At 45.5% G+C, this 25,927-nt stretch carries 29 protein-coding genes; 17 read left to right on the top strand and 12 right to left on the bottom strand.

Annotation, left to right across the window (positions count from 1 at the left end; genetic code table 11):
* Positions 1–52: 52 nt before the first annotated feature.
* Positions 53–652, top strand: a complete 600-nt coding sequence (locus FD960_RS02925; RefSeq protein ID WP_215299766.1) for an AAA family ATPase — start codon at positions 53–55, stop codon at positions 650–652.
* A gap of 67 nt (positions 653–719) precedes the next feature.
* On the opposite strand, the gene FD960_RS02920 is transcribed toward FD960_RS02925, so the two are convergent.
* The 3 genes from FD960_RS02920 to FD960_RS02910 form a co-directional block, all read right to left on the bottom strand.
* Positions 720–1,343, bottom strand: a complete 624-nt coding sequence (locus FD960_RS02920) for an OmpW family protein (protein WP_215299764.1) — start codon at positions 1,341–1,343, stop codon at positions 720–722.
* Between the two features lie 176 nt (positions 1,344–1,519).
* Positions 1,520–2,935 carry an oxygen-independent coproporphyrinogen III oxidase gene (gene hemN, locus FD960_RS02915; protein ID WP_215299762.1) on the bottom strand — a complete coding sequence of 472 codons (1,416 nt, stop codon included), beginning with the start codon at positions 2,933–2,935 and terminating at the stop codon, positions 1,520–1,522.
* 21 nt (positions 2,936–2,956) lie between these two features.
* Positions 2,957–4,567 (bottom strand): NAD(P)/FAD-dependent oxidoreductase, encoded by a 1,611-nt coding sequence (locus FD960_RS02910; RefSeq protein WP_215299760.1) that lies wholly within the window; start codon positions 4,565–4,567, stop codon positions 2,957–2,959.
* An 89-nt stretch (positions 4,568–4,656) separates the two neighbouring features.
* Here FD960_RS02910 and FD960_RS02905 point away from each other — a divergent pair, with 89 nt between their 5' ends.
* A complete protein-coding gene (locus tag FD960_RS02905; protein ID WP_215299758.1) occupies positions 4,657–5,205 on the top strand; it encodes a YaeQ family protein in 549 nt (182 codons plus the stop codon).
* A complete protein-coding gene (locus FD960_RS02900; protein ID WP_215299757.1) occupies positions 5,202–5,624 on the top strand; it encodes a putative toxin-antitoxin system toxin component, PIN family in 423 nt (140 codons plus the stop codon). Before FD960_RS02905 ends, FD960_RS02900 begins: the two co-directional genes overlap by 4 nt.
* Here the strand turns inward: FD960_RS02900 and FD960_RS02895 are convergent.
* Complete coding sequence (locus FD960_RS02895) at positions 5,608–6,624, bottom strand: LLM class flavin-dependent oxidoreductase (protein WP_215299755.1); 1,017 nt, start codon at positions 6,622–6,624, stop codon at positions 5,608–5,610. The two genes, FD960_RS02900 and FD960_RS02895, sit on opposite strands and share 17 nt — an antisense overlap.
* Positions 6,625–6,656: 32 nt before the next feature.
* On the opposite strand from FD960_RS02895, the gene FD960_RS02890 reads away from it, so the two are divergent.
* From FD960_RS02890 to FD960_RS02875, 4 genes are read left to right on the top strand one after another with little or no spacing between them, the layout of a single operon-like run.
* The gene (locus FD960_RS02890; protein WP_215299753.1) at positions 6,657–6,884 is read left to right on the top strand and encodes a hypothetical protein; all 228 of its coding nucleotides are present in this window, start codon (positions 6,657–6,659) and stop codon (positions 6,882–6,884) included.
* A 9-nt stretch (positions 6,885–6,893) separates the two neighbouring features.
* Positions 6,894–7,097, top strand: a complete 204-nt coding sequence (locus tag FD960_RS02885) for a SlyX family protein (RefSeq protein WP_215299751.1) — start codon at positions 6,894–6,896, stop codon at positions 7,095–7,097.
* A gap of 54 nt (positions 7,098–7,151) precedes the next feature.
* On the top strand, positions 7,152–7,457 hold the full coding sequence (locus FD960_RS02880; protein WP_215299749.1) for a helix-turn-helix domain-containing protein: 306 nt from the start codon (positions 7,152–7,154) through the stop codon (positions 7,455–7,457).
* A 47-nt stretch (positions 7,458–7,504) separates the two neighbouring features.
* On the top strand, positions 7,505–7,855 hold the full coding sequence (locus FD960_RS02875) for a phage holin family protein (protein WP_215300568.1): 351 nt from the start codon (positions 7,505–7,507) through the stop codon (positions 7,853–7,855).
* 3 nt (positions 7,856–7,858) lie between these two features.
* On the opposite strand, the gene FD960_RS02870 is transcribed toward FD960_RS02875, so the two are convergent.
* Entirely contained in the window at positions 7,859–9,655 is a 1,797-nt protein-coding gene (locus FD960_RS02870) for an AsmA family protein (protein WP_215299747.1), read from the bottom strand.
* A gap of 77 nt (positions 9,656–9,732) precedes the next feature.
* Between FD960_RS02870 and FD960_RS02865 the strand changes: the two genes are divergently transcribed.
* Entirely contained in the window at positions 9,733–10,080 is a 348-nt protein-coding gene (locus FD960_RS02865) for a zinc ribbon domain-containing protein YjdM (RefSeq protein WP_215299745.1), read from the top strand.
* 58 nt (positions 10,081–10,138) lie between these two features.
* Here FD960_RS02865 and FD960_RS02860 read toward each other — a convergent pair whose 3' ends face one another.
* The gene (locus tag FD960_RS02860; protein ID WP_215299742.1) at positions 10,139–10,354 is read right to left on the bottom strand and encodes a YdcH family protein; all 216 of its coding nucleotides are present in this window, start codon (positions 10,352–10,354) and stop codon (positions 10,139–10,141) included.
* A 233-nt stretch (positions 10,355–10,587) separates the two neighbouring features.
* On the opposite strand from FD960_RS02860, the gene FD960_RS02855 reads away from it, so the two are divergent.
* On the top strand, positions 10,588–11,478 hold the full coding sequence (locus FD960_RS02855; RefSeq protein ID WP_215299740.1) for a hypothetical protein: 891 nt from the start codon (positions 10,588–10,590) through the stop codon (positions 11,476–11,478).
* A 3-nt stretch (positions 11,479–11,481) separates the two neighbouring features.
* On the opposite strand, the gene FD960_RS02850 is transcribed toward FD960_RS02855, so the two are convergent.
* The 3 genes from FD960_RS02850 to FD960_RS02840 form a co-directional block, all read right to left on the bottom strand.
* Positions 11,482–11,784, bottom strand: a complete 303-nt coding sequence (locus FD960_RS02850; protein ID WP_251369829.1) for a hypothetical protein — start codon at positions 11,782–11,784, stop codon at positions 11,482–11,484.
* Between the two features lie 54 nt (positions 11,785–11,838).
* Entirely contained in the window at positions 11,839–12,213 is a 375-nt protein-coding gene (locus tag FD960_RS02845; protein ID WP_215299738.1) for a hypothetical protein, read from the bottom strand.
* Positions 12,214–12,320: 107 nt separating this feature from the next.
* Positions 12,321–12,647, bottom strand: a complete 327-nt coding sequence (locus FD960_RS02840) for a hypothetical protein (RefSeq protein ID WP_215299737.1) — start codon at positions 12,645–12,647, stop codon at positions 12,321–12,323.
* 175 nt (positions 12,648–12,822) lie between these two features.
* On the opposite strand from FD960_RS02840, the gene FD960_RS02835 reads away from it, so the two are divergent.
* Positions 12,823–13,101 (top strand): hypothetical protein, encoded by a 279-nt coding sequence (locus tag FD960_RS02835; protein ID WP_215299736.1) that lies wholly within the window; start codon positions 12,823–12,825, stop codon positions 13,099–13,101.
* Between the two features lie 16 nt (positions 13,102–13,117).
* Here FD960_RS02835 and recQ read toward each other — a convergent pair whose 3' ends face one another.
* Positions 13,118–14,956, bottom strand: a complete 1,839-nt coding sequence (gene recQ, locus FD960_RS02830) for a DNA helicase RecQ (protein ID WP_215299735.1) — start codon at positions 14,954–14,956, stop codon at positions 13,118–13,120.
* A gap of 397 nt (positions 14,957–15,353) precedes the next feature.
* Between recQ and FD960_RS02825 the strand changes: the two genes are divergently transcribed.
* The 7 genes from FD960_RS02825 to FD960_RS02800 all read left to right on the top strand — a co-directional run bounded on the left by FD960_RS02825 (position 15,354) and on the right by FD960_RS02800 (position 22,414).
* Complete coding sequence (locus FD960_RS02825) at positions 15,354–15,686, top strand: cupredoxin domain-containing protein (RefSeq protein ID WP_215299734.1); 333 nt, start codon at positions 15,354–15,356, stop codon at positions 15,684–15,686.
* Positions 15,683–16,450 (top strand): hypothetical protein, encoded by a 768-nt coding sequence (locus FD960_RS02820; RefSeq protein WP_215299733.1) that lies wholly within the window; start codon positions 15,683–15,685, stop codon positions 16,448–16,450. Before FD960_RS02825 ends, FD960_RS02820 begins: the two co-directional genes overlap by 4 nt.
* Positions 16,451–16,736: 286 nt before the next feature.
* Positions 16,737–16,859, top strand: coding sequence for a hypothetical protein (locus FD960_RS10510; protein ID WP_256441754.1), 123 nt, complete (start codon positions 16,737–16,739; stop codon positions 16,857–16,859).
* 130 nt (positions 16,860–16,989) lie between these two features.
* Entirely contained in the window at positions 16,990–19,140 is a 2,151-nt protein-coding gene (gene katG, locus FD960_RS02815) for a catalase/peroxidase HPI (protein ID WP_215299732.1), read from the top strand.
* Between the two features lie 570 nt (positions 19,141–19,710).
* Positions 19,711–21,324 carry an RNA-directed DNA polymerase gene (locus tag FD960_RS02810; protein WP_215299731.1) on the top strand — a complete coding sequence of 538 codons (1,614 nt, stop codon included), beginning with the start codon at positions 19,711–19,713 and terminating at the stop codon, positions 21,322–21,324.
* Positions 21,325–21,401: 77 nt separating this feature from the next.
* Entirely contained in the window at positions 21,402–22,028 is a 627-nt protein-coding gene (locus tag FD960_RS02805; protein WP_215299730.1) for a hypothetical protein, read from the top strand.
* 20 nt (positions 22,029–22,048) lie between these two features.
* Positions 22,049–22,414, top strand: a complete 366-nt coding sequence (locus FD960_RS02800; RefSeq protein WP_215299728.1) for a hypothetical protein — start codon at positions 22,049–22,051, stop codon at positions 22,412–22,414.
* Positions 22,415–22,467: 53 nt separating this feature from the next.
* Here FD960_RS02800 and FD960_RS02795 read toward each other — a convergent pair whose 3' ends face one another.
* Together FD960_RS02795 and FD960_RS02790 are read right to left on the bottom strand one after the other, a co-directional pair.
* Entirely contained in the window at positions 22,468–24,210 is a 1,743-nt protein-coding gene (locus FD960_RS02795; RefSeq protein ID WP_215299726.1) for a ShlB/FhaC/HecB family hemolysin secretion/activation protein, read from the bottom strand.
* 42 nt (positions 24,211–24,252) lie between these two features.
* Positions 24,253–25,927 (bottom strand): hypothetical protein (locus FD960_RS02790; RefSeq protein WP_215299724.1); only part of this gene is annotated, 1,675 nt, incomplete at its 5' end.

Here is a 25,927-nt window from a genome sequence, read left to right as displayed (position 1 = left end):
ATGGGATTAAGAATAGAATTTAATCAGGCACAAAACCCAAATAAAGAGATAAATGACCTGTAAATTAACCCCCGGTGCACCACGCTTAATTCTCTTTGCGGGCCATGCCGGAACGGGCAAAACAACATTGGCCAAAAAGGCCTTGCCACTCATTGTTGAAAAAACCGGGGAAGATTTTTTCTTTCTAGACAAAGATACGGTTTATGGAGCTTATAGCGCCCATGTTATGGATCTCACCACCAATAATCCAAACGATCGTGATAGCCCCTTCTACCTCAAAAATCTGCGCGATTGGGAATACGCCGGATTAATTGCAGTCGCCAAAGAAAACCTTCAGCTTGGCGTCAATGTCATTTTGGTGGGGCCGTTCTCGAACGAAATTGCCAGCGGCAAAATATTTAATCCCGATGCCCTAGGAATTCCTTCGGCATCCAGCATCAAGATTGCATGGATTGACTTGGATGAAGGTGAAGCCAGACGCCGCATGGAAAAGCGTGCTGACCCCAGAGACGAGTGGAAGTTACAACATTGGGATCAATATGCACAGCGTAGAGTGAACCCACCAACCCATTCAGCAATTCAGCACTTTGATAATTTAAATTTCGATCAAGATAAGTTCAATGAACTCATTGAACATCTCACAAATCATTAAGCAATCCACATGAAGAAATAAGGCTCTATATGCAGGGCCTTATCATCAAACGTCAGAAAGCAAATACTTAGAACTTGTATGTCACGCCAACTGCTGGCATCCATGGATTGAGAGTTAACTTTCCAGCGCTTGGTCCATATCCAGGAGTAGAAACATTTGTCGACATCGTCGCATATTTCACATCAACGTTAAGACCCCAATTTTTTGTAAGCATATAATCTGCACCAATTTGACCAACCGCACCTACGCTAGATTTGTCTACGGAATAGACTCCATTCCCCAGATTGTTACGATTACTAAAAATTGTGTAATTTACACCCACACCAACATAAGGCTTGAATGCGCCCAAGTCGGTGAAATGATACTGAAGTAATAATGATGGAGGGAGGGCCTTAACTGTTCCCAACTTGTTGCCACTAGCGTCAATTTGAATAGTTTGCGGGTAAGTTAATACCAACTCAGTGGCAATATTTTTAGTGAAAAAATAAGACACATCAAATTCAGGAATGACTTGATTTTTTGCCTTTACATCTAAAGACTGAACCGCGCCTGACTGACCATTCTGCCAAAGCAAATCAACGGCACGCACACGAATCATCCATGGATTTTCTTCGGCTGCTTGTGCTTGAGCTGCCACCGGGGCCAATGCTGCTACTGCTGCCATTGCGGCTACGAGAGTTTTAATACGCATGATGGTTTCCTTTGTGTTATCAATTTGATGTTTCTATTTTCAAATTGAATAAAGGAAGGTAATTTGATGCAAATCAAATAGACCGGCTGCTCAATTTTTTTATTTGTATTTAAGCAACACTGTTTTTATGATTTTTTGATCTATATCAAATTGATGTTGTTTTGATACTTTTTAACCTACAGAACCTTGGAATATGTTCCACGCGCTTGAGATTCTCTTAAGTGGCGATCAAAGGTCATCGCAACCCGTCTAGCAAGTAAGCGTCCCTTAATGGGGACTGTCATAGTGGCGCCCTGCCACTCCAAGAGCCCTGCCGCCTCGAGCTCCTTTAGCTCTTCAAGCTCTGTCTTAAAGTACTTCGAGAAATCAATTTGGTGAGTTTGCGCGAACTGCTCAGTATTTAAAGAGAATTGGCACATTAACTCCCCAATTAATTCTCGACGCAATAAATCATCATGGTCTAAACGCAAACCTCTCAAGGTGGGCAAATGAGCAGCATCAATTGCTGCGTAGTACTCATCTAGAGTACGTACATTCTGGGCATAGCAGTCGTCCACCTTGCCAATAGACGAGATTCCAAAAGCCAAGAGATCACATTCCGCTTGCGTTGAGTAGCCCTGAAAATTGCGGTGTAGCTTTCCTTCTTTTTGAGCGATAGCCAATTCATCATCAGGCTTGGCAAAGTGATCCATACCAATAAAGACATACCCAGACTCACCTAATCTCTCAATCGTATTTGAGAGAATATCCAGCTTGTCAGCGGCGCCCGGCAGATCCGCCTCAGAGATTCTGCGCTGAGGCTTAAAGATATGAGGCAAATGCGCGTAGTTGTAAACAGACAATCGATCGGGACTCATTTTGAGTACCGCATCCACCGTTTCCTTAAAAGTCTCTGGTGTTTGCTTAGGCAAGCCATAAATTAAATCTACGCTTCTCGACTTAAAGCCATATTTTCTAGACCAATCCATTACCGCCTGGGTCTCTTCAATAGTCTGCACCCGATGCACTGCTTGCTGAACTTCCAAATTAAAGTCTTGAACACCTAAGCTAATTCGGTTAAAGCCCAACTCTGCCAATAAGGCAATATCCGCTTCGGTCACGCGGCGAGGATCAATCTCAATGGAATATTCACCACCAGGAAGCAAATCAAAATACTCTCGGGTGTGATGCATTAGTTCAGTCATCTCTTCATGAGATAAGAAAGTAGGCGTTCCGCCACCCCAATGCAACTGCGTTATGGGGATCTTTTTCTGTGTAATCATGGCCGCACAAACCATCGCCATCTCTTTAGCCAAATACTTAATGTACTTTGCGCTACGACCATGGTCCTTGGTGATAATTTTGTTGCAGCCACAGTAATAGCAAATATTAGGGCAGAACGGCAAATGGAAATAGAGTGAAAGCGGCTCATCAACCTTCGCCACTCGCTCGAGAGCACCTAAATAATCAGCTTCAGCAAACTCATTATGAAAGCGATCCGCACTTGGGTATGAGGTATAGCGCGGTCCATTGATATCAAACTTCTGTAATAGCTCAGGATGAAAAAGAACTTCTTTTTCTTCAGAAGCAGTCGCGATGACTTGAGAGCTCATGGAGTTAGATGTGAAATGAATTTATTGAGGGAGATAGTCAAGCGCTACGGCTTCTGCTACTTTAATCCCATCAACTCCCGCAGACAAGATTCCACCAGCATAGCCGGCACCCTCTCCTGCTGGATAAAGACCTTTGATATTCAAACTCTGAAAGTTGGCACCCCTTGTAATGCGCAATGGGGAAGATGTCCTTGTTTCCACTCCAGTGAGCACTGCGTCTTTCATGGAAAAGCCTTTGATTTGCTTCTCAAATGCTGGAATAGCCTCCCGAATAGCCTCAATTGCGTAAGGTGGCAAGCTTTCAGCCAAATCCGTGAGATGAACGCCAGGCTTATAAGAAGGGATGACGCTACCAAATTCAGTCGACGGCTTACCTGCTAAAAAATCACCTACCAACTGACCGGGCGCTTCATAAGTTGAGCCGCCTAATTCATAGGCTTTGGATTCCAGCGCTCTTTGAAAATCAATGCCGGCCAATGGGCCGCCTGGGTAATCTTCAGGAGTAATCCCAACCACAATACCCGCATTCGCATTGCGCTCGTTGCGAGAGTACTGGCTCATGCCGTTAGTTACTACTCGGTTTGGCTCTGAGGTAGCGGCAACGACAGTGCCACCGGGACACATACAAAAGCTATATACCGCCCTGCCATTCTTGGCATGGTGCACTAGCTTGTAGTCCGCAGCACCAATGAGTTCATTGCCAGCATGTGGGCCTAAGCGCGCTTTATCAATCAAAGACTGTGGGTGCTCAATCCGGAATCCCACTGAAAATGGCTTGGCCTCCATGTATACACCTGCCTCATGCAAGGCCTTAAAGGTATCGCGAGCACTGTGGCCTAGCGCCAGGATGACATGATTTGCCGGAAGGTCATCATGGCCCTCAATCTTGACCCCTTTAATTTGATCGCCTTCGATATGAAAGCCAATCACCTTCTGTGAAAAACGGATCTCACCACCAAGCTCAATGATTTCTTGGCGCATTCTCTCAACAACACCAACTAAGCGGAATGTACCAATATGGGGCTTAGCAACATAGCGGATTTCTTCAGGAGCTCCAGCTTTAATAAATTCAGCAATGACCTTGCGGCCGTAAAACTTAGGATCTTTAATTTGACTATAGAGCTTGCCATCTGAAAATGTCCCCGCCCCGCCCTCACCAAATTGCACATTAGATTCGGGGTTCAGTACATTCTTGCGCCATAAACCCCAGGTATCTTGAGTACGCTCACGGACCTGTTTGCCGCGCTCCAACACAATTGGCTTAAATCCCATTTGCGCCAAGACCAAGGCCGCAAAAATTCCACAAGGTCCAAAGCCGATCACCACGGGCCGCAAGAATGCCCCTGAATCTACTTGCGAAGCATTGGCTACAAAGTGGTAGCTTGTATCTGGGGATGGCCGCACATGAATATCATTAGAGAACTGCTGCAGCACCTTTTCTTCATTCTTCACCGAGAGATCAACGGTATAAATAAAAGCTAAAGCAACATTTTTTCGGGCATCGTAACTACGCTTAAATACCTCAGTCTTGATGAGATCCTGAGAGTTGAGATGTAAACGCTTCAGAATAGCCTCTTCCAACGCTTCAGGAGCGTGGCCAATGGGCAGGCGAAGTTCAGTAACACGAATCATGGAGCTCTACGATACACAGTAAATAGGGGCGAATTCCGAAATAATACTGGGATCGCCATATCAGCCTATTTTAAAGGCGATAATACGCCATGGCCCTACGCGCAACTATTCATAAAGCCGACCTCCACGTCGCAGACTCCGACCGTCATTATTACGGCAGTCACTCCCTCACTATTGCCAAGCACCCTTCCGAAACCGAAGAGCGGATGATGGTGAGAATCATCGCTTTTGCACTCCAAGCCCAAGAGGACCTAGTGTTCACCAAAGGCCTCAGTGACACGGATGAGCCAGATCTGTGGGTCAAAGACCTGACCGATGCTATTCAGCTTTGGATTGAAATTGGCCAACCTGACGAACGTCGCATTCTGAAAGCCTGCGGCCGCTCAGACCAGGTCATCGTATATTGCTATGGTGGTCACACCAGCAAAATTTGGTGGGATGGCATTGCCAATAAATTAACGCGCGCCAAAAATCTTCAAGTGATCTCCATTCCGGCAGAGCAAGCCAAGGAACTGAATACATTAGTTGAGCGCAGCATGGTCCTTCACGTCAATATTCAAGATGGTGAGGCATACGTTTCTTCGGACAAGGGCCAAGTCACGATAACTCCAGAGATTTGGCGCAACAACCAGGAATGAAGCCTGTCGTTTTAGACACCAATATTTTGCTCGATGTCTTTGTCTTTAATGACGAGAGGGCGGCAGATCTCAAGAAATCCATTCTTCATGGCGACATAGAGGTCATAGCCAGTCAAAAGACGCTGACGGAATTAGCTGATGTGATTTCTCGGCCACTGTTTGATCTGAATACGACCGCACAAAATTCCATCCTTCATCAGTGGCGCGCCTTGGCTAAATTGCAGGATGATTCGGATTTAGGCTCGGCCCCATGGAAATGCCAAGATAGCGATGATCAAATTTTCCTGGATCTGGCTTATGCCTTCAGACCAGCGATATTGATCAGCAAAGACAAAGCGGTATTGCGACTAGCGACGAAAGCCGCCAAAGATGGCATTGTTATTACCGCTAATTACAACGCCTTCAAGCCGCAGACTTAAAGCGCAAGCCCCTGGCTGCCTCAGCCGCAATCTCAAAGGACTTGAGGCGCGCCTGATGATCATGAATCTGGCCGGTAATGATGATTTCATTGGCGCCGGTGTGATCAAGCCAATGCTGCATCTGATCTCGCACAGTCTGAAGCGACCCTACAGCTGAGCATCGCAAAGTATGGGCTGCTGAGGCTTTTTCTTGGGGCTCACAAAAATCATCCAAGCTCGCAATCGGTGGCGGTAATTGGCCACGAGTATTGCGACGCATGCGGATCACGTTTTGCTGCAAGGTGGTAAATAGATGCGCAGCCTCTTCATCTGTATCGGCTGCGACCACATTCATCACAAAGGCTGCATAGGGCTTAGCCAATTTGTCGGAAGGCTTAAATAACTCACGATAGGTAGGCATGGCATCTAGCAACTGCTCAGGGGCGAAGTGCGAGGCAAAGGCATAAGGTAAGCCAAAGTGCGCCGCCAATTGCGCGCCATACAAACTCGAGCCTAAGATCCAGATAGGCACTTCAGTACCCGCCCCAGGAATCGCCTTCACCGCCTGCCCCTCCTGTATGGGCCCAAAGTAATACTGCAACTCTCGCACATCCTGCGGAAAGCGATCATCGCTACCAAGCAAATCACGCCGCAAGGCTCTAGCGGTCATTTGATCGGTACCTGGTGCACGACCAAGACCCAACTCAATTCGCCCCGGATAGATGGAAGACAAGGTTCCAAACTGCTCTGCAATGACCAAGGGGGCGTGATTAGGCAACATCACCCCACCAGACCCCACACGGATAGTCGATGTACCAGAAGCGATATAGCCCACTAAAACCGCAGTTGCGGAACTGGCGTTACCGGTCATATTGTGGTGCTCTGCCACCCAGTAGCGGGTATAGCCCCAACGCTCCGCATGCTGAGCAACATCCAAGGAGTTTCGCAAGGCATCCGCAGCAGTAAATCCCTGCGGGATCGGGGATATATCTAGAATGGAGTACGGAACAGAATTTATCATTCATAGATCATACTGAGAAAGCGCTTTTTGACATGAGCAAACCTAAAATGGCAGACCCCGATGACGGCCTTTTTAAACCAGGCTGCAAGCTAAGACACAAAAAGACTGGCGGATTTTATAAAGTCGTTTTGCTTGCCAATATTGAAGCAAGCTTAGAACCTGCCTATGTATACGAATCAATGCAGTCGCACGACTTTTGGATCCGGCCCCAAGCAGAGATGGAAGATGGCCGCTTTGAAGTAGTCGATACAAAAGAATAGGATTAAGTCATGACCGAAGATCGTATTACCAACTTAGAAATCAAGCTCAGCTTCACAGAAGATCTCATTGAGCAACTCAATCAAACCGTATACAAGCAACAGCAGCAGATTGAATTTCTGTATCGGGAACTGAAGTCCATCAAAGAACAAGCCAGTAGTAGTGATGGCCCTGGAGGCAATAGCCTGAAGGATGAAATTCCTCCGCACTATTAATAATCAGAGTTTCTGAGAGATTTCTATATATATCATTTTTGATATAATTATTCGATGACCAAGATTTCTAATTTACACAAGAAGTGGATTAAAAACCCAGACTACAAAAAAGCCTATGATGAATCCAGCGTAGAGTTTGAAATTGCTAAAGAGGTGATCGAGACTCGCATGAAAAGCAGACTCTCCCAAGAGGATCTGGCCGCACTGATGAATACATCGCAATCAGCTATTGCTAGACTGGAGAGTGGCGTTAATCTACCATCACTCAGAACATTAACCAAATTGGCTGCGGCGACTAATACGCATATCGAAATTCACTTCAAGCCAAATAAAAGCTCAAAACAAAAGATGGCAGCTTGAGCATTAGTTAAAATAAATCACAATATATATAACTAAATAGGAATCACATCATGGGTAACTTAGTACCATTTCTAGTTCAGTGGGGATTAACCTCTCTATCACTTTGGGTGGCTAGCTATCTCTTTAGCGGACTTCGCTTTGCGGATGGTGGATCACTCTTAATTGCCGCCCTACTACTTGGCTTTGCCAATGCGGTTGTAAAGCCTTTATTGATTCTCTTCACGCTGCCACTTACCGTACTAACAATGGGCTTATTCCTGTTGGTAGTAAATGCATTGGTATTGATGTTGGTATCCGCATTGGTTAGCGGATTTACTATCTCTAGCTTCTGGACCGCATTCTTTGCCAGCATCTTTATTTCTCTGTTCAGCCTCTTTATCGGCGGCGTACTGTTCTAAGAATTAATTCGCTCCTGGATAAATCTCCGCCCACGGGCGGAGAGCATCCTTGCAAGGATTTGTTTTTGAAGTAAGTGATCTAGCATTCTCCGCCAAGAGAGTAGCGCCACCTGTCAGTATTCCCAGTCCAATGGACACTGCGCTATTCACCACACCAGCCTGATTTAAGACTGCCTGGGGGCTACTCAAGGTCCCACCCACCTTTACCAATCCCGCTAAGTCTAAGCCAGTAGTAAGTCCTGATTTTTCTTGAGGATTGATTGTGAGATTGACCGCTTCAGTCTTTAAGTTAATAGAACCGGCCATCACCACTTTCAAGCGATCAGTTTCAGTGCCGACCGTATTGGCGATATTAATTTGGCCATTATTAATCGGTAAATAGGCAACAGAACACTCCAATACCGTATTACTTGATTTCTTGCGCAGAGGGTTCATGGAATCAAGTACCGTCATAACAAAATCGCCGGCATCGTTCAAAAAGTTAGAGCCCATTGTTGCCTGATCAATGCTCAACTGAATCTTTCCACTGGAATTGCCTGCCAATTGATGAAGGCTTTTCCCGGTCGATTTCAGATCAAAGGCCAGCTTCATATTTCCACCACTCACCTTCGAACTAGGATCAAGGCTAGCCATCAATCCTTCTAAGGTGAAGTTTTGAGTCACCCCCTTCAAAGCAAAGCTCGGAGCTGGACCGGAGAATTGGGACGCTCTCCCCTGAATATCCGCACGTCCGCCGCCCAACTGAAATGAACCCTGAGAAATTTCAATAACATCACCCTTCAACTGAATCTGTGCTGTCAGGTTCTGCAATGGCTTGCGCTTGGGCAAAGAAAGTTGATCAATATTGACTGAGATATTTCCCATTGCCTGCGGCAAAGAATCCAGTGGCAAAGTCTCATCGCTAAATAAAAATCTTGAACTGGAGCTGGAACGATGTGTGCTAGCCTGCCCTGGCCCCGAGGAACCAACAGCGGGGTTTGAAAAATTAGGCCACTCAAATAACTTGGAGCTCAACGCCAAGTTCAGCGCCGTCATAGATTGAGCATTTTTAGAGATATCGCCTTTTATCTGCAACGTCTTCCCATTCAAACTTAGCACCAGATCAACTGGAACCTTGTTATCTGAAGCGCCCCATTCTTTATAAGCCTCAGATAGTGATCCCGCTTTACCGGTAAGACCTATATCCACTGAGTTGTATTTCATTGCAAGCGTAATGGCTGTTTTGTCTCCACCATCCGATAAGGCAAGGCGTTGTACTTGATAGTTGGTTTTCTCGCCACTGGCATCTTGATAGTGAATGTTGGCATTTTGCATAGCCACATTCTTGAGGCTGATGAAGCTATCGCTAGTGGCATCATCTTGCGCCGGGCTGATAGCAAGCGATGAGTTGGCGCTTGGGGCAGAACCCATATCCCAATTTGCTTTCCCAGCTGAATTCGTTCTGAGATAGAGCTCTAGACCGCTTAAGTTAACGCTATCAATCTCAATCCGCTTACTCAGAAGCGGAAGAATTTTGATATCCAACTCAATATGCTGGAGTTTCAACATATCGGATTCTGTTGCCCAAGGCGCATTACTCAGACTCACCTGCTCTGCAGAGACGGCAATTGACGGAAAGAGACGCAGAGTGACTGGGCCAGAGATTTTGAGATCCCTTCCAGTGGCGTTTTTCACAGAGCCTGCTAGCAGCTTCACCAGTTGGGCTGGATCAATTGTCGAAGAGGCATACCAAAGGCCTGCTACGGCCATCAGCAATAGGCTGCCAACGGAGATTAAGGCTATCTTGACTCGTTTACTCATGGTGAGTTCATTCTAGCTTTTTGCACTAGCCAGTGCACTAAAATCAAGCCCTACATTACTTTTATCGATAGCGCCTCATGAACACCTCTAGCAATCTTCCAAAATGCCCTGCCTGCCAAGAGGATATGACCTATCCAGACGGGGACAATTACGTTTGCGCCCAATGTGGACATGAGTGGCCTATGGCCGCTGCTGCAGAAGAGGAAGAAGGCGGTCTGATCGTAAAAGATGCCAATGGCAATCTACTAGCCGATGGCGATACCGTGACCCTAATTAAAGACTTGAAGGTAAAGGGCTCATCCACCACCCTGAAAGTCGGCACCAAAATCAAGGGTATCCGATTGGTCTCGGGCGACCATGAAGTGGATTGCAAAACTGAAGCTGGAAATATGCTCTTGAAAGCCTGCTTCTTAAAGAAGGCTTAAACGCCAACACCTGATTGAATCGGACCCAGAGGCTTGGCCCGAAATCCGCGCTAAGACCTTAGGCGCTGGCCTTCTTAAGGACGGCGTAGAGCTGATCCTTAAGAAGTAACTTTTCTTTCTTGAGGGTTTCTATTTCCTCGGGAGTGCTTGGCTCACTATGAGCCTCCATTCTCTGAATCTGCTGATCTAATTTATTGTGCTTATCAAATAGATGGGAGAAGTGACGATCAGATGTTTTTAGCTTAGTAATTAACTCACGATATTCAGGGAACATAGATTCTCTTTAAGTTGAGGTTATTAATAACTGCGCAGTTCCAGTGTAGCAAGAAAGCGTTTAAATTCAAGCGCCAGAACTCGCCACAGAAAAATATCAAACCCCCAGCGCCGAACCCCTTGATATCCCAAGGTTAATCCCCATATAAGTATCAGCAAAAGTAGATTGAAACTGAAGTAATATCAACTTGTGCACTAGGCACATTAACTACCAAAAAGAAGGGTAATAAGACCATGGCTACAAAGAAGTCACCAGCAAAAAAGAAAGTAGCTACCAAGGTGGTAAAAAAAGCCCCTGCAAAGAAAGCCGTCAAGAAGGTTGCCGCTAAAAAAGTGGTAGCTAAGAAGGCTGCAAAAAAGGTAGTGAAAAAACCAGCGGCTAAGAAAGTGGTTGCTAAAAAAGCTGCCGTCAAAAAGCCGGTAGCAAAGAAAGCAGTAAAAAAGGTTGTGGCTAAAAAGCCAGCAGCCAAAAAGCCTGCTCCAAAGAAGGCTGCTAAAAAATCCACAAAACAGGCTGCTCCTAAAGCGCTAAAAGTAGACCAATACGGACTTGAAGAAGATGATGAGTTCTATGGTTTGTACTTTGCCAAGGCAACCAAGAAGGGTTTAGTTGAAGTGAAACCTTGCACCTTCTCACTGATGTACTGGTGGAAAGGATTGCTTGGCTACCCTGACATGATCGAGATCTCCAAAGATAGCAACACAGCTATGTTGCAATTTGAGTCCACATTTGGTGGCGGCGATTCAGGTGAAACTGAGTTGACAGAAAAAGATGTGTTTGATGTAGATCACATCATTGAAGTCGACGAAGAAGAGCGATTAGTGTCCCTCTACTCCTATGTGCCAATTCCAGTGCCTGAGAAGTTGATTGGCGCATTAGGTCTTTCTATTCTGAATATCAATCCAGAAACCCGTTATGGCAGCCTAGAAATCTGCTCTACGGATAATGAAGATGGCAAGAATGAGCACTTCCTGCGCTACCGCGCCGCCACATACTTACGTGGCATTAAATCTGGCAAGGTAGAGGCTATTGAAAGCATGATCACCAACGGATCAGAGTTCTTTGGCTTAGCTTTAGATGCAATGTGTGTAAACAAATCCATTAAGAAATGGTTGCTTAGCTAATATCTAGTAGGTATTGCACACAAAAATGTAGGTTATAGGAAAGCGATCGTTCACTGTTTTACGAGTTTCAACAATAGTGGCGTTACGCTTTCCTAGTTTTTTACACTCTTCTGCTGCGGCTGCTTGCGCCTCAGTATCTTTGGCGGACTTGGGAGCATGTACTCCAACCGTACCATCTGATTGACGATAAACGCCAAACTCGCTTTGCGGTGTAGAGCAGGCGTTAAGCGCAACAGCAATGGCAAGCGCCGATATTCTCAAGATGGTTTGCATAGAAAATGAGTCCTGGATAAAGGGATAAGTCATTCTATCCGTCTTTACCGAGACCACAGGCAAACAGCATCAGCGTCGTTTTTTACCTTAGTGAAATTCACCAAACTTTTCTACTAGCCCAGCAAGCCTGGAGACAGACTCAAGAGACCCAGCAGCATTAGCTGCAACATCCAGATCCTCCCAATTCAACTCCACAGAAAAGTGGGCAGATTCAATGATGAGCTCATAACTAGAAGAGGCCTTTTCTGAATCCGTATCGGCGTATTGCAAGACCGGTATCTCTACTGCTTTAATGGCAGCAATTAACTCACCCACCTCTGCAGGCAACAAGTCTCGGGTGTGCAGCACATCATCCGTTTTCTTTACGGAGAGTGATGAATGCTCGTCAATAGTAATTTCATACTGATTGATTCCCAACTCAAACCAAACAGTCAGCTCGAGCGCAATTGGATAGATTTTCATCAAGCCCCCTTCTTATGAAGTCGTAGTGCCTTTTTAAGAAAGGCATGATGCAATCCTATGCCTATCGCATTGCAGTGTCTAGCACTCAGTAAGAGGGTCTGCTCTGATTAATACACCACTCTTTGCCAACCACTGGGGCAAGCCTGAGTTTGGGGGTAGTAGAGGCCATTCTCAGGGCAAAAGGCTGCAGTTTGCTGTATTGGTGCGCGATAGTAAGCTGGTGGGCCGTAGTAAACCGGAGCTGGCCTGTAATAAGCATTGGCAATAACCGCCCCAGCAACGGCGCCCACAGCAAATGGTGCCCAGCCACCACCATGCCAACCGCCGCGGTGCCAGCCCCCCTCATAACCACCCCTACCTCCATGAGCGCTTGCAGAAGAAGCGCCTCCAAGCAAGGTAACAAGAACGCATAAAGAAACTAAAAGCTTTTTCATACCAACCTCCGCTGATGAGTCTATATCTACATCAGCGTTTATTGATAGCTACAGGTTGACACCTAAATATCGAATAATCTATTTATTGGGGATTTAAAATCAAGGCCTCATCTCTACCGAGCGGCTTGCCTGCAGTCTTTTTCTCTGCACACAAAAAAATAGAGGCTAGTTGGCAGTGAACAAAGTCACCGCCTATGCCTTGGACGCAAGACTAGAAAGAGTAGCTTGCGTTAATCCAGAATCAACCCATTTTGCTCCAATGATTTACTATAGAAAAACTCTCTTTGGTTGTGGGCCTAAATTGACAGCAGTTCAGTTTGATACTGCGATCAGCATCGACCGTCAATTGAAAAGATTATTAACAATCAATAAATTCCATAGCGGCGACACGCAGTTACAAACTGCAAAGCCTTCCACCCTGCCTTGCTCACAAGGGATATATGGGCCGCCTTGAGTTGTGCAAATAGCGGTTAAGACGGGCTCTCTAGGCCTTCCCGAATGACTTCAAGAAAGTGCTCTCCATAACGCTCCAACTTGGCTTGCCCGACCCCACCAATACGACTAAATTGCTCTAAGGTGGCTGGCGCAAATTTGACCATCTCCAGCAAAGTACTGTCATGAAAAATCACATAGGGTGGCACCCCTTGCTCGCGGGCGAGCTCAGTACGCTTGGCCTTAAGCGCTTCCCATAAGTTTTCATCCTTAATATTACTAAAGGGATGTGTGGAGCTTTTCTTTGCTCCTGACTTCGTAGCATTGCTCTTGGAATAGCCTGTTTCTTTTCGTAGCCAAACTTCTTGCTCTCCGCGTAATACGGGTAAGGCAACGTCATCCACCAACTTTAAACCACCATGTAATTCAATATCAGCGTCTAAATATCCACCCGCTACCAATTGACGATAGATGCTATTCCACTGCGCCTGATTGAGTTCCGCACCAATGCCAAATGTACTCACTTGCTCATGAAAATATTGCCTCACCCTAGGAGTCACTTTACCCAACAGCACATCAATTAAGTGCGTCACACCAAAACGCTGGCCTGTGCGATACACGCATGACAATGCTTTTTGTACTTCCTGCGTAGCATTCCAAGTCGCCACTGGTTCTAGGCAGTTATCGCAATTACCGCAGCCACCAGCATGCGCCTCACCAAAATAACGCAAGATCGTTTGATGACGGCAGGTTGTGGACTCACAATAACCCAGCAAGGCATTCAGCTTTTGGCGCTCTACCCGTTTACGATCTTCAGAAGCCTCACCAGAATCTACCATTTGCCGCAAGCTCACCACGTCACCAAATCCGTAGGTCATCCAAGCATTTGCAGGCAAGCCATCACGCCCTGCTCGGCCAGTTTCTTGGTAATAGCCCTCCATGCTTTTGGGTAGATCGAGATGAGCCACAAAGCGGACATTGGGCTTATCAATACCCATACCAAACGCTACGGTGGCAACCATGATGACGCCCTCTTCACGCAAGAAACGTTTTTGATTGGCGCTTCGCGTTTCCACACTTAAACCTGCGTGATACGGCATGGCATCCCACCCGCGGTCTTTTAACCATTGCGCAGTCTCCTCTACACTGCGACGCGATAGACAATAAATAATTCCTGAGTCATTGGAATGTTCGGCATTTAAAAAGTGCTCTAACTGTTGTTTAGCACTCTGCTTTTGCAGAACTCGATACTTAATATTGGGACGATCGAAGCTAGAGACAAACTGCTCAGCAGATTCCAGCGAAAGACGCTCCACAATTTCCGCTCTGGTTGGCGCATCCGCAGTGGCCGTTAAGGCGATACGAGGCACCTTTGGAAATCGTTCGTGCAACACAGTTAACTGGCGATATTCTGGGCGGAAATCATGACCCCATTGTGAAACGCAGTGCGCCTCATCAATAGCGAATAATGCAATGCCAGGACCAGCATTGAGACTATCGAGCATTGATAGAAAGCTATTACTCATCAGACGTTCTGGCGCTACGTAGATCAAGTCTAGATCTCCGGCTAATAATTGACTGATCACCTTTTGTGATGCGGCCGCATCCAGGCTAGAATTTAGAAAAGAAGCCTTCACACCCAGCTGGGTTAAGGCATCAACCTGATCTTGCATCAGCGCTATTAAGGGCGAAACCACTACCCCTACACCGCGGCGAACTAGTGAGGGAATCTGATAGCACAGCGACTTGCCAGCGCCGGTGGGCATGAGAACCAAAGCATCCCCACCTGCGACTACATGCTCAACAATAGACTCTTGGGCGCCCCGAAATTGATCAAAGCCAAAAACATCATGAAGTACTTGGCGGCTCGATTGCAACAGTCATGCTCCTTTGGAATAAAAAAGCCCCACGTCATGGCGGGGCTTGTAAATATCTTCTCCGTATCTACAGATACAGAATCTGGCTAGCGGTGAACCTAGTCATCACCCATATTATCTCAGCAACCCACCCTGCTTACAGGGAAATTTACATACCCTCCAATTATGCGCAGAGCAGTGGATGATATGTCTGTTAACCCAAACGACTGCTAACGACCCACAATAGACTGATGGTGACCCGGGGCGGAATCGAACCAGGGCCGAGGATGCCTAGTCCATTTGCCAACATACCCTAAGCAGACTAATAAGCTATATTTGCACTCTTTTTATCAAATGAGATCCATTCTCAATAATGTATATAATGAGAATCATTATTATTTGATAAAAATCTCATTTTATGAAAAACACCGTTGCTAATGCACTATTTTGCCTAATGGTTGGGGTTGCTACCTTGGCAAGCGCTAATCCGTCAGAAATTACAATCAAGATTCAAAAGGGGCGCTTCTCACCCTCTCAAATTGAGATCCCCGCTGACACCAAAGTAAGACTGGTCATTCAGAACTTAGATGACACCCCAGAAGAATTTGAAAGTCACGAACTTAATCGTGAGGTGCTCATTAAAGCTAACGGTAGTGCCTCTTTTTATATTGGCCCACTCTCACCAGGACTCTACAAGTTTGAAGGTGAGTTTAGCCCTGAGACGGCTCAAGGCGTGGTTATTGTGAAATGAAATGGATTGTCTTTGCCTTTCTTAAGTGGGTCGGAGCATCCATCTTTTTATTAACTGCCACAGTTACACATGCAGCCGAATATCTCAGTGGGCCCGCTGACTACATCTATAGCCCTAGAGTAGAAGAGGGAGAAAGAGAGATCGATACGAAGTTTGGGACTCAAACCCCAAGAACTGCTGGAGACCCGAGACAATCAGGCGCCTCCATTGGTTTTGGATATGGGGTGACTTCTTGGTGGTTTACTGAGATCTATGGAAAAAATACTTGGGATGGTAATAACTCACAATTTGACGCTATCGAGTGGGAAAATAAATTCCAACTCACCGAGACGGGGAAATATTTTGTAGATGTGGGATTCTTGCTTGAACTGGAGCGCCCACAAAATCGTAATGAGGGTTACGAAGCTAAGTACGGCTTTTTACTGCAAAAGGATTGGAATAAGTGGCAGGCAAACCTAAATCTACTCATGCAAGGTCATTACACTGGCACTGAAAATCAGGGCACCTATTTTGGCTACCAAGGGCAGTTAAAGTACCGATTACAACCCGAGCTTGAGCTGGGAGCGCAATTGTTTTCCTGGCTTGGGCAGCTTAATAGCTGGAATACCAATCAACAGCAGCAAACCAGTGTTGGTCCAGCCATATTTGGGAAAACAAAACTAGGACGAAAAGAGGCGCTTGTCTATAACTTTGCCTACCTTTGGGGAACAACTACGGCATCTCCAAAGAACACAATTCGGATGCAGGTGGAGTATGAGTTCTAATTTATTAAACCTATAAAGTTAATGGCGTCTCTTAATGGCCGATTTGAGACTTTGGGATCGATTCAGGCAATCGGCCACTTCTCGACCCAAAGCAGGCTTTAACGTTAAGTTCTAACAAATAATCATCTTCACTCCTAATTCCCTGGATTAGCATGGACCACCAAAAATCAATTGAATTTTTTTATCGATTTAATAGATTAATAAGTTTATATTAATTCATTAGACAGATCAATGGCGAAGGATCAACATAAACCTATCGAAACACACAACACGAAGAGAGTTAAAAATGACAATTCAAAACCGATCAGCTGGGATAGCAGAAGGCTTGTACTTCCTTAAAAATCAATATGAAAGGGAGTTGACAAGAATTTCGAACCTAGAGCACACTCCCAAAGCAGGCGAAGCATGAATATTCTGATCGCATTCATGGCTGGCGAATAGGTAACCATACCCAATAAATACAAACAATTGCTTTATCAGTTAATCTGAACTGGTCAAGGTTGAAAAACCACAAATGATTTACCTACAAGGAGATCTAAATGACATCACAAGGAATGTGCCCAGTTGCTCACGGCGCCAATACCGAATCAAGTAACACCCCTATGGCATGGTGGCCAAAATCACTGAATCTCGATATTCTGCATCAGCAAGATGCCAAGACAAACCCCATGGGTCCATCATTTAACTACCGAGATGAATTAAAAAAGCTCGATGTAAGTGCACTTAAGTATGATATGAAGGAGCTACTACTCAATAGCCAAGATTGGTGGCCAGCAGATTGGGGTCACTACGGCGGCCTGATGATTCGTATGGCTTGGCACTCTGCAGGTAGCTATCGCATTGCTGATGGTCGCGGTGGCGCCGGCACAGGCAACCAACGCTTTGCGCCACTTAATTCTTGGCCCGATAACACCAACTTAGATAAAGCCCGTCGCCTCTTATGGCCCCTCAAAAAGAAATACGGCAATAAAGTCAGTTGGGCCGATCTGATGATCTTGGCTGGTACTATTGCCTATGAATCCATGGGTCTCAAAACATTTGGCTTCTCCTTTGGTCGTGAAGATATTTGGCACCCAGAAAAAGATATCTCTTGGGGCTCTGAAAAAGAGTGGCTCCAAAAAAGTGGTGGCGAAGGCAGCCGCTACTCTGGTGAGCGAGATTTAGCCAATCCTCTTGCCGCCGTCATGATGGGCTTGATCTATGTAAATCCAGAAGGCGTAGATGGCAATCCTGATCCATTAAAAACGGCTCATGACATTCGAGTAACGTTTGCTCGGATGGCCATGAACGACGAAGAGACTGTTGCCCTAACTGCAGGCGGCCATACCGTTGGCAAAGCGCACGGCAACGGCAATGCGGCCAATCTTGGGCCAGCGCCAGAAGGAGCTCCGATTGATGAGCAGGGTCTTGGCTGGATGAATCACAAGAATCGTGGCATTGGCAGAGATACCGTAACCAGCGGCATTGAAGGCGCTTGGACAACACATCCAACCCAGTGGGATAACGGCTACTTCCGTTTGTTACTGAATTACGAATGGAGGCTGACCAGGAGCCCGGCGGGTGCGTGGCAGTATGAGCCCGTCAACATCAAAGAAGAGGATAAGCCGGTAGATGTTGAGGATGCCACCATTCGCCTTATGCCAATGATGACAGATGCAGACATGGCAATGAAGATGGATCCTGAATATCGCAAAATCTCAGAGAAGTTCCACAAGGATCAGGCTTATTTCTCGGAAACGTTTGCTAGGGCTTGGTTTAAGTTAACCCATCGCGACATGGGGCCAAAAGCGAGATACTTCGGCCCAGATGTACCTCAGGAAGATTTAATCTGGCAAGACCCAGTACCAGCTGGCTCAAAAGACTATGGCATTGAGGCCGTTAAAACCAAGATCAAAGCCAGCGGTCTATCCATCAGCGATCTAGTGACCACCGCTTGGGATAGCGCTCGCACTTATCGCGGCTCAGATAAACGCGGCGGCGCTAATGGTGCACGCATTCGTTTGGCACCTCAAAAAGACTGGGCCGGAAACGAGCCTGAGCGTTTGGCAAAAATACTGTCGGTCTATGAAAAAATTGCCAAAGAATCCGACATTAGCATTGCTGACACCATCGTACTGGGTGGCAATATCGGCATTGAACAGGCTGCCAAAGCTGGAGGATTTGACGTCAAGTTACCATTTACTCCTGGCCGTGGTGATGCTACTCAAGAAATGACAGATGTAGAGTCATTTGAAGTTCTTGAACCACTCGCAGACGGCTATCGCAATTGGTTAAAAGAAAACTATGTTGTGATGCCAGAAGAAATGCTCCTAGACCGTACGCAGTTGATGGAACTCACCGCCCAAGAGATGACTGCGCTGGTAGGAGGCATGCGTGTAATTGGCACAAACTATGGTGGAATGAAACACGGGGTATTTACAAAAAGAGAGGGCGCATTAAGCAATGACTTTTTCGTCAATCTAACTGATATGAATTACCAGTGGAAACCTACCGGCAGAAATAGCTACGACATTGTTGAGCGCAATACAGGCGACACGAAATGGACTGCTACTCGAGTTGATCTGGTGTTTGGCTCTAACTCTATCTTGCGCGCCTACGCAGAAGTCTACGCACAAGACGACAATAAGGAGAAGTTTGTGAATGACTTTGTTGCCGCCTGGACTAAGGTCATGAACGCAGACTTGTTTTAGTTTATACGGCAATAACTTTGCATTAATAAGGGAGGCTTTGCCTCTCTTACCTTTACTTGAAAAACAGATGTATATTGCTTAAGGGAAATTAAAAATACCTGCGCAAAAATTTTTAATACTCCGACCGTTACTGGCCGAAAGCAGCCGAATAGGCCGCCCTTAAATTAACCAAACCAACCGACGAGAATCTAAAAACAAAAAAGCCCCGCGTACCGTGGGGCCTGTTCGTAACTATCTCAGTACGTCCGAAATATAGAGACTGGCTGGCGGTGGCCGTAGTCTCCACCCGTATTGTCTCAGCATCCTACCCTGATTACAGGGAAATTTACAGGGTATTTGGGTAGAAATGAGCCCAATTTTTCAGAAAACCAATAACCACCCTATTGTTTTCCAGTATAGAAGCCAAAATAAATATTTTGGAACAGGGAATAACAGGGATAACTAGTCATTAAATTTAAAAGTAGATCCTAAGGGTAATATGTATATTGACTCAATTTAAAACTAAGTTAACTTGTACAGTTTTGCGATTAACTGAATCCCAAAGAAAATTAAATTCAACAGGGTAAAGATATGCCATTAGTTTCAGACCTCTCTCTTATATTGGCCATTAAAAACATTTATACACATGGCGATACGGACATCTTTCCCTTTCCAATAGAAAATCATTTATTCCATGACAAGCCTAATGAAGTTCTTGGCGTATTGCGAGAAATTGATAGAGATTTTGAAGGAGCTATTTCAAAGATACCAGTTCTAACATCCAAGGAGCTCGCAGCGGTTGGCTATAGCGGTTTCCGACTCGGCACCCAAATTGACCCGCTATGGAATGCATATTTGCTTGGTCTCATCATTGAAATTGGGCCAGACATAGAAAAAAAGCGGGTAAATACAACAACCGTATTCTCATACCGCTTTATGCCAGACGAGCCTATAGGAACAATTTTTAACAAAGGCATCGGGTGGCATCAATTTCAAGAAACAATAAAAGCAACAACAGAAAATTATCCATTTGTATTGCGCTGTGACATTTCAGACTTCTACCCGCGAATTTACCATCATCGATTAGAAAATGCCTTGAATATGGCTGCTGTAAACCAGCCTGAGATCTCACGCAGAATTATGGCATTAATAAAGGCAATTTCCGATGGCCCATCTTACGGACTCCCAGTAGGGGGTGCCGCCGCTCGCCTGTTAAGTGAAATTCTCTTAAATCGAGTAGACCGACTATTAATTAGTGAAAATATAAAATTTTGTAGGTTTGTGGATGATTTTGTCATATTTTCAAAGTCTCGCGAAGAAGCGCAATCCTCACTAATAACCCTAACAAAGTTACTGTTAACCAATGAAGGACTTTCATTACAAAAGGCAAAAACTCGCGTTATGACAGCAGCCGAATATTTGGCAACGTCTGATTTTTCCGAGCCCCCTGAAAATGAATCCCCCGAAGACGAAAGAGCACGAACCTTTCGAAGACTAAGAATACATTTTGACCCATACTCTCCAACTGCCGAAGAGGACTATAAGGCCCTAGCTTCGGAGCTCAGTAAATTTGATATTGTCGGCATGCTTGGAAGAGAATTAGCTAAAAGTCGGATTGATGAAGGCCTTACAAGACGTCTAGTTGGGGCAATAAAACTCCTAAATCCAAATCAACAAAATGATGCAATTAGATCAATGCTTGCAAGTCTTGATCTTCTCTACCCAATATTTCCATCGGTTATGCAACTTTGTAGATTTTTGCTTCCGAATTTAGATCCAACGGTAAAGGAGTTACTGTTTAAATCCCTAAGAGAGCTAATTACATCCAACTCCTACATTACCCAAGTTCCAGCAAATTTAGCCTTTGCGCTCAAAGTACTTTCAACAGATTTTTCAGAGGAAATGGAATTGCTTCTTGCAAACCTCTATAAACAGTCCTCCAGCATGATGATTAAGCGAGATATCATCCTCTTGATGGCTAATAGATCAGCAGATCACTGGGTTTCAAATTGCAGAACAACCTTTTCCACTGTAACGGCGTGGGAAAAAAGAGCGCTCATGATTGCCTCTTATATGCTTGGTGACGAAGGCAAGCATTGGCGTGAATCCATAAAGAAGGAGCAGAATAACTTTGACCAGTTGGTAATGCAGTGGATTGGCGAGATGAAGAGTAAAAAAGGTACTGGCTGGAAGCTACCAATATGATCTCAGAGCATCAATTTGCATCAGGGTACACATCAACTTGGCGCACCGTTACCCCTTTAAGCGATGGATATTGGCACATGGAAAATATGCTGACCACTAGAATATCTTCACCATTAAACCAAAGGGCCTCAAAAAAAATGCGCGGTGCGGTAAATGAGGTTGCCTTTAGAGCCTTTTCCAGGATCCGGCACTCAAAAATTACACCCGATAGAACGAACGTCCAAAAAGCAATTTCTGAATCAATCGAAGAGGCAATAGGATATGTAAACAGATTTATATCTGATGCTAAAAATACTATTTCTGAATTTGATGAAAACTGTATACGTGAATCTACATTTCTAGCCTTCAGATTACTCCACTTTTTCCCTAACAAGGGTAGCCTTACCATCCAACCTGCATTTGTCGGATGCGGTCTAATCTCTGCATGCGAGGGAGATGTAATAGTTGACAACTGTCTATACGAAATCAAAGCTGGTGATCGGGCGTTTCGCATATCTGATTTAAGACAGCTTCTTATTTACACAGCTCTTGCCTACTCAAACAGATCGCTAACATTCAACTACATTGGCCTATTTAATCCAAGGACTGGGGTCACCTGGAGGCGCTCTATCGATCACGTATGTCTTGCTGTCGCTGGGCAAAGGGCAAATGATGTCCTCCCAATTCTGGTTGACCACTTCTCGATGGCATCGGTTTCCCGATAATTATTAAGCGGATCGTAAATATGATTACCTGCTCCAGTTGTAATAATCTATTTTTAGAAAATTTAGCAGGCTCACTATGCCCAACCTGTGGGAGTAGTGCAAAAACCATTCACGTCGAAATTATTGAGAAAGTTAATGCCAGAGATGGCGTTGGAATGAAGGCCAAAAGGCCTGGAGAGAGGCGACCTTACATTGAAGATTTAAGCATTCCTGAGCATAGTCACAGCCTTGAAAAGATTGTTCACAGAGCTAGAATCATTGATCGTGACAAGGACCGCTATTTTGAAAAGATTACTGATTATGAGACAGGTGAAATAATTCACCATTGTGAGGAACCATTAAGCCAACACCAGGGTCATGGTTCAGCCAAAAAGAAGTCTGAATAACATAACTCCAACTATGCGCAAAGGACCCAATTAAAAATCGGCCCTACCGTGGATTAAAACGAATAGCTGGCGTTAATCCAACCACGAGGCTGAGTAGCTAAACCATCATTGTTCACAGGATTACCAGCATAGGTATAGAGCGGATTTTTGCCGACCATCCAAGCAATTGAACCGTTAATATCCCAGTGGTCATAACTCCATTTAAGGCCCAGACCTGCTCCCATCAAAGAATAGGTATTGTTAGCGTTTGATTGACCCTTAAAAGTGTTGTAGGCGATCATATTGTTCTTGTATTGCTGGACGATACCGGCATCAAAGAACCCTGAAATCGTCAGATTTTCAGGCAATTTATGACGCAGCTCTACTGTCCCTAGTCCACCTTGCGCGCCACCACCTTGAGCTACTGGATAGGCTCTGACTCCATAAGGGCCGCCTAAATAAAATTGCTCAGCAGAATTGAGCTCCACGCTAGCAAACTGCCCAGACACAGCCATATACAAAGAGGTTAGGCCCTCAGCATCCAAAGATTGATTCCGGCTTCCTGAAAAATTGAACTTGGTAAACGCAGAAGGCGTATAAGTACCGTAGCCTCCAATACTGGTGGACAAAATATCGAGGGAACCGAAAGTCATCGACACTGAGCCATCATTGATGGCGCCACCACCAAAGCCGTCATAGATGTTTCCTGATAATCCAGCGACCACATTGCGAATGTTGTAAGCACTATTGGTTGTGTTCGTTGCCATGAACCTATTGGTATAGCTCTTGATGTCATATCCCAAGGTAGCGTTAAGGTTAGAGCCCTGGGTTCGAACCAATGGATAGGCAGCGCTAAATCCGGTGGTCCAGGCATCACCGTTGTTACCATTGGGACTGGCATAGCTACTCACATTTTTATACTGCAAAAAGGTGCCCGATACCCCTAAGCGCAAACCATCGGTCGAGCCTGGGAAAGAATAAGCGCCTTGAACGTACTGCGACCCTTCTGAACTAATTCCATTGAGCGCCGCCTGATCACCAATACCTGTCAGGTTGTTTAGGCCCAAGGCAGCAGTCGCTTGATTAGCACCCGTTGTGCGGCTACCGTAGTTATTGAGTCCCACCCTGCCCTGAAACAACGGGGCGTCTTGCAAATTCACATTCAGATCAGTCTCTCCAGGATTCTTGCCAGCTTCTAATTGGCTACTCACCATCACTCCGGGAGTTTCATTCAAAATAATCAGTACACGCTCAATACTATTGAGATTTAAATTTTCACCAATGGGGTTAGCATTGGTAACGTATTTCTCCACCCTTTCAGCACCAAAGCGACTGGGGCCATTAGGAGTTTTAACAACCACACTGCTCAATTTTGCTTCGGTAATACGCAGCTTCACAGTGCCCCCGGTTTTGGCAATACTTTGGGGTAAAACCACGGCTTGAACTGAGTACCCATGCTGACGATATAACGCAGTAATGGCATCACAGGCTTTTTCTAAATCAGCAAAGGTAATAGAAATGCCGACGTAAGGCTTTAGCACTTCTTGAACCTGCGCATCGGGCAGAATGTTGACCCCTTCTAATGCAAATGCGGCAAGCACAAAAGTAGCCTCCCCTTCTTTAGGGGTGCTCAACTGGGGAGCTTTTTCTTTGCCTGGCTCTGGCAATGCAAGAGGTGATGGCAGAGGCAGTTGCTTTTCTAAGTTTTGTTGCAATGCGCCAGCATCGACCTGAGCCTGCGCATTTTGAACGGCAAGAGATAAAAATAGCAATTGAGATGCAATTGCAAACTTAAATGTGGCGGTACTTTTTTTCATTGTTCTATTCATCAAGCTGATAGCTGTTTAATCACTACTCTATTAATATGTGCACCCTTGGGAATCTTGCTGAGAGCTACACACTTCAGCTCCCTGTGGAGAGCTCACCGTAACGCCTCCAGCATCACTTCCAATATTTGCAATTTGAAAATTGTTATTACCCGTCAAGCTAGCATGCAATTCACCGGCAGAATCACGATTACCACCGATTTTAGCGAATCTACCAGTTTCAGCAGACTTATTGAGCCGGCCAGCTACCCCGCCTGGCAATCCAGCAAAACCAGCCACAGAATCATCATTCAGAACATTCAGATTAACCTGAGTCAGTAAAGCGCCATCTTTTACTACAAAGCCGCCAGGGGCTGAATTTCTGGTATTAAAAATAATCTTGCCCTGAGCTGACGTGAAATTTAAAATACCAGATCCTTGGCTTCCACCCAAGGCAATCTTGCTAGCGGTATAGGTTTGATTGCTCATCGTACTTACATCGCCGGCAATCGTAACGTCACCAAAATACTGGGCCAGATCAACGTTAATAGAGCCTACTTTAGAGAGCAAGGTCATATCTTGAAGGCCTACTACGACGTCCATAGCAAATAATGGAGCGGTAGAGCCAACTGCCCCATCGAATGTGATGGTTGGCTTAGCGGAGTTAAATGAAGCTGCGTAGGCCAATAAGGTATGGGTATTGGCGATTGCATCATCCACAGTACTTGTAAAGGTAATGCTTGGATCAACAGAAAGCAAGCTTCGAACGCGACCATTAGAGCCGTTATCACCAATCACCACTGGGCCACGATAAATCTGTGCATCGACTGTCTGCACATCAGCATTAATGAAGATCTTGCTAGCAGCTACATCCAAAACAGCAATATTAGGCGCTTTTCCAGATTGGCGGTATTGACCATAGGTGTATGAAATATCTCCCACCTTGCCATTAAAGGTAACCTGACCAGATCCGGCATTGAGGGTTAAGGAGCGGTTAGCTCCTTCCGTATTTAATGTGCCGCCAAAGCTAATATCAGCATTGGTTGTGGTCAAAGTAATTGGATTGGATGCATCTCCAGTAGCCACCAGAACTGAGCCCGCGTAATTTTGCGCGCCAAGGGTAGTGATGTCGCTAGTGAGTTTAACTGGGCCAACCACACTCAAACTAGGCAAGCGAATTCCGGAAGATACACCTAGATATCCGTTATCAGAAATGACCTTGCCCAAGCCTAGGGCATTTTTATTATCCAGAATTAGGCTAGAGCCGCTAGCAAGCAAAACGTTACCAGTCATTGATATGTTGTTGCCACTAATCTTTAATGCGCCAGTACCGGATTGGGTAATAGAACCAGATCCAACTACTGGTGCAATAAAGTTAGTGATATTTGAAAATTGAATCGATCCTTGGTTATAGATTGTGCTTTGTACTGGATCAACCACCGCACTATCGTACTTAACGATAACCCCAGAAGGTATATATACAGTAGCTACGTCATTGCCAATTGGCATTGCGCCATTTGTCCAGTTACCTGCAACAGACCAGTTTCCACCCGAAGAGCCAACATAAGTCGTGCTACCAAGTTGAGTAATGGTGCCCGCAACGGTTTTGCTCGTGGCATCTAATACATAGTCACCCGCAACCGAGCTCTTATTACCGGTAATGGCCGTAATCACTAAGCCAGCAGCGGTCACGGTAGTGGCATTGGCCACGTGGGCATCGTTGTACGTC

This window comes from Polynucleobacter sp. AP-Nino-20-G2 (assembly GCF_018688235.1).
In the GTDB taxonomy this organism is placed as follows: Bacteria; Pseudomonadota; Gammaproteobacteria; order Burkholderiales; family Burkholderiaceae; genus Polynucleobacter.
The sequence above is the reverse complement of the archived record's forward strand: the minus strand, read 5'-3'. Positions and strand labels throughout refer to the sequence as shown.

Bases quoted from the DNA above. Each gene is read 5' to 3' on its own strand.
- FD960_RS02925 (WP_215299766.1), top strand. From the start codon at position 53: ATGACCTGTAAATTAACCCCCGGTGCACCACGCTTAATTCTCTTTGCG.
- FD960_RS02920 (WP_215299764.1), bottom strand. From the start codon at position 1,343: ATGCGTATTAAAACTCTCGTAGCCGCAATGGCAGCAGTAGCAGCATTG.
- hemN (WP_215299762.1), bottom strand. From the start codon at position 2,935: ATGAGCTCTCAAGTCATCGCGACTGCTTCTGAAGAAAAAGAAGTTCTT.
- FD960_RS02910 (WP_215299760.1), bottom strand. From the start codon at position 4,567: ATGATTCGTGTTACTGAACTTCGCCTGCCCATTGGCCACGCTCCTGAA.
- FD960_RS02905 (WP_215299758.1), top strand. From the start codon at position 4,657: ATGGCCCTACGCGCAACTATTCATAAAGCCGACCTCCACGTCGCAGAC.
- FD960_RS02900 (WP_215299757.1), top strand. From the start codon at position 5,202: ATGAAGCCTGTCGTTTTAGACACCAATATTTTGCTCGATGTCTTTGTC.
- FD960_RS02895 (WP_215299755.1), bottom strand. From the start codon at position 6,624: ATGATAAATTCTGTTCCGTACTCCATTCTAGATATATCCCCGATCCCG.
- FD960_RS02890 (WP_215299753.1), top strand. From the start codon at position 6,657: ATGAGCAAACCTAAAATGGCAGACCCCGATGACGGCCTTTTTAAACCA.
- FD960_RS02885 (WP_215299751.1), top strand. From the start codon at position 6,894: ATGACCGAAGATCGTATTACCAACTTAGAAATCAAGCTCAGCTTCACA.
- FD960_RS02880 (WP_215299749.1), top strand. From the start codon at position 7,152: ATGACCAAGATTTCTAATTTACACAAGAAGTGGATTAAAAACCCAGAC.
- FD960_RS02870 (WP_215299747.1), bottom strand. From the start codon at position 9,655: ATGAGTAAACGAGTCAAGATAGCCTTAATCTCCGTTGGCAGCCTATTG.
- FD960_RS02865 (WP_215299745.1), top strand. From the start codon at position 9,733: ATGAACACCTCTAGCAATCTTCCAAAATGCCCTGCCTGCCAAGAGGAT.
- FD960_RS02860 (WP_215299742.1), bottom strand. From the start codon at position 10,354: ATGTTCCCTGAATATCGTGAGTTAATTACTAAGCTAAAAACATCTGAT.
- FD960_RS02855 (WP_215299740.1), top strand. From the start codon at position 10,588: ATGGCTACAAAGAAGTCACCAGCAAAAAAGAAAGTAGCTACCAAGGTG.
- FD960_RS02850 (WP_251369829.1), bottom strand. From the start codon at position 11,784: ATGACTTATCCCTTTATCCAGGACTCATTTTCTATGCAAACCATCTTG.
- FD960_RS02845 (WP_215299738.1), bottom strand. From the start codon at position 12,213: ATGAAAATCTATCCAATTGCGCTCGAGCTGACTGTTTGGTTTGAGTTG.
- FD960_RS02840 (WP_215299737.1), bottom strand. From the start codon at position 12,647: ATGAAAAAGCTTTTAGTTTCTTTATGCGTTCTTGTTACCTTGCTTGGA.
- FD960_RS02825 (WP_215299734.1), top strand. From the start codon at position 15,354: ATGAAAAACACCGTTGCTAATGCACTATTTTGCCTAATGGTTGGGGTT.
- FD960_RS02820 (WP_215299733.1), top strand. From the start codon at position 15,683: ATGAAATGGATTGTCTTTGCCTTTCTTAAGTGGGTCGGAGCATCCATC.
- FD960_RS10510 (WP_256441754.1), top strand. From the start codon at position 16,737: ATGACAATTCAAAACCGATCAGCTGGGATAGCAGAAGGCTTGTACTTC.
- katG (WP_215299732.1), top strand. From the start codon at position 16,990: ATGACATCACAAGGAATGTGCCCAGTTGCTCACGGCGCCAATACCGAA.
- FD960_RS02810 (WP_215299731.1), top strand. From the start codon at position 19,711: ATGCCATTAGTTTCAGACCTCTCTCTTATATTGGCCATTAAAAACATT.
- FD960_RS02805 (WP_215299730.1), top strand. From the start codon at position 21,402: ATGGAAAATATGCTGACCACTAGAATATCTTCACCATTAAACCAAAGG.
- FD960_RS02800 (WP_215299728.1), top strand. From the start codon at position 22,049: ATGATTACCTGCTCCAGTTGTAATAATCTATTTTTAGAAAATTTAGCA.
- FD960_RS02795 (WP_215299726.1), bottom strand. From the start codon at position 24,210: ATGAAAAAAAGTACCGCCACATTTAAGTTTGCAATTGCATCTCAATTG.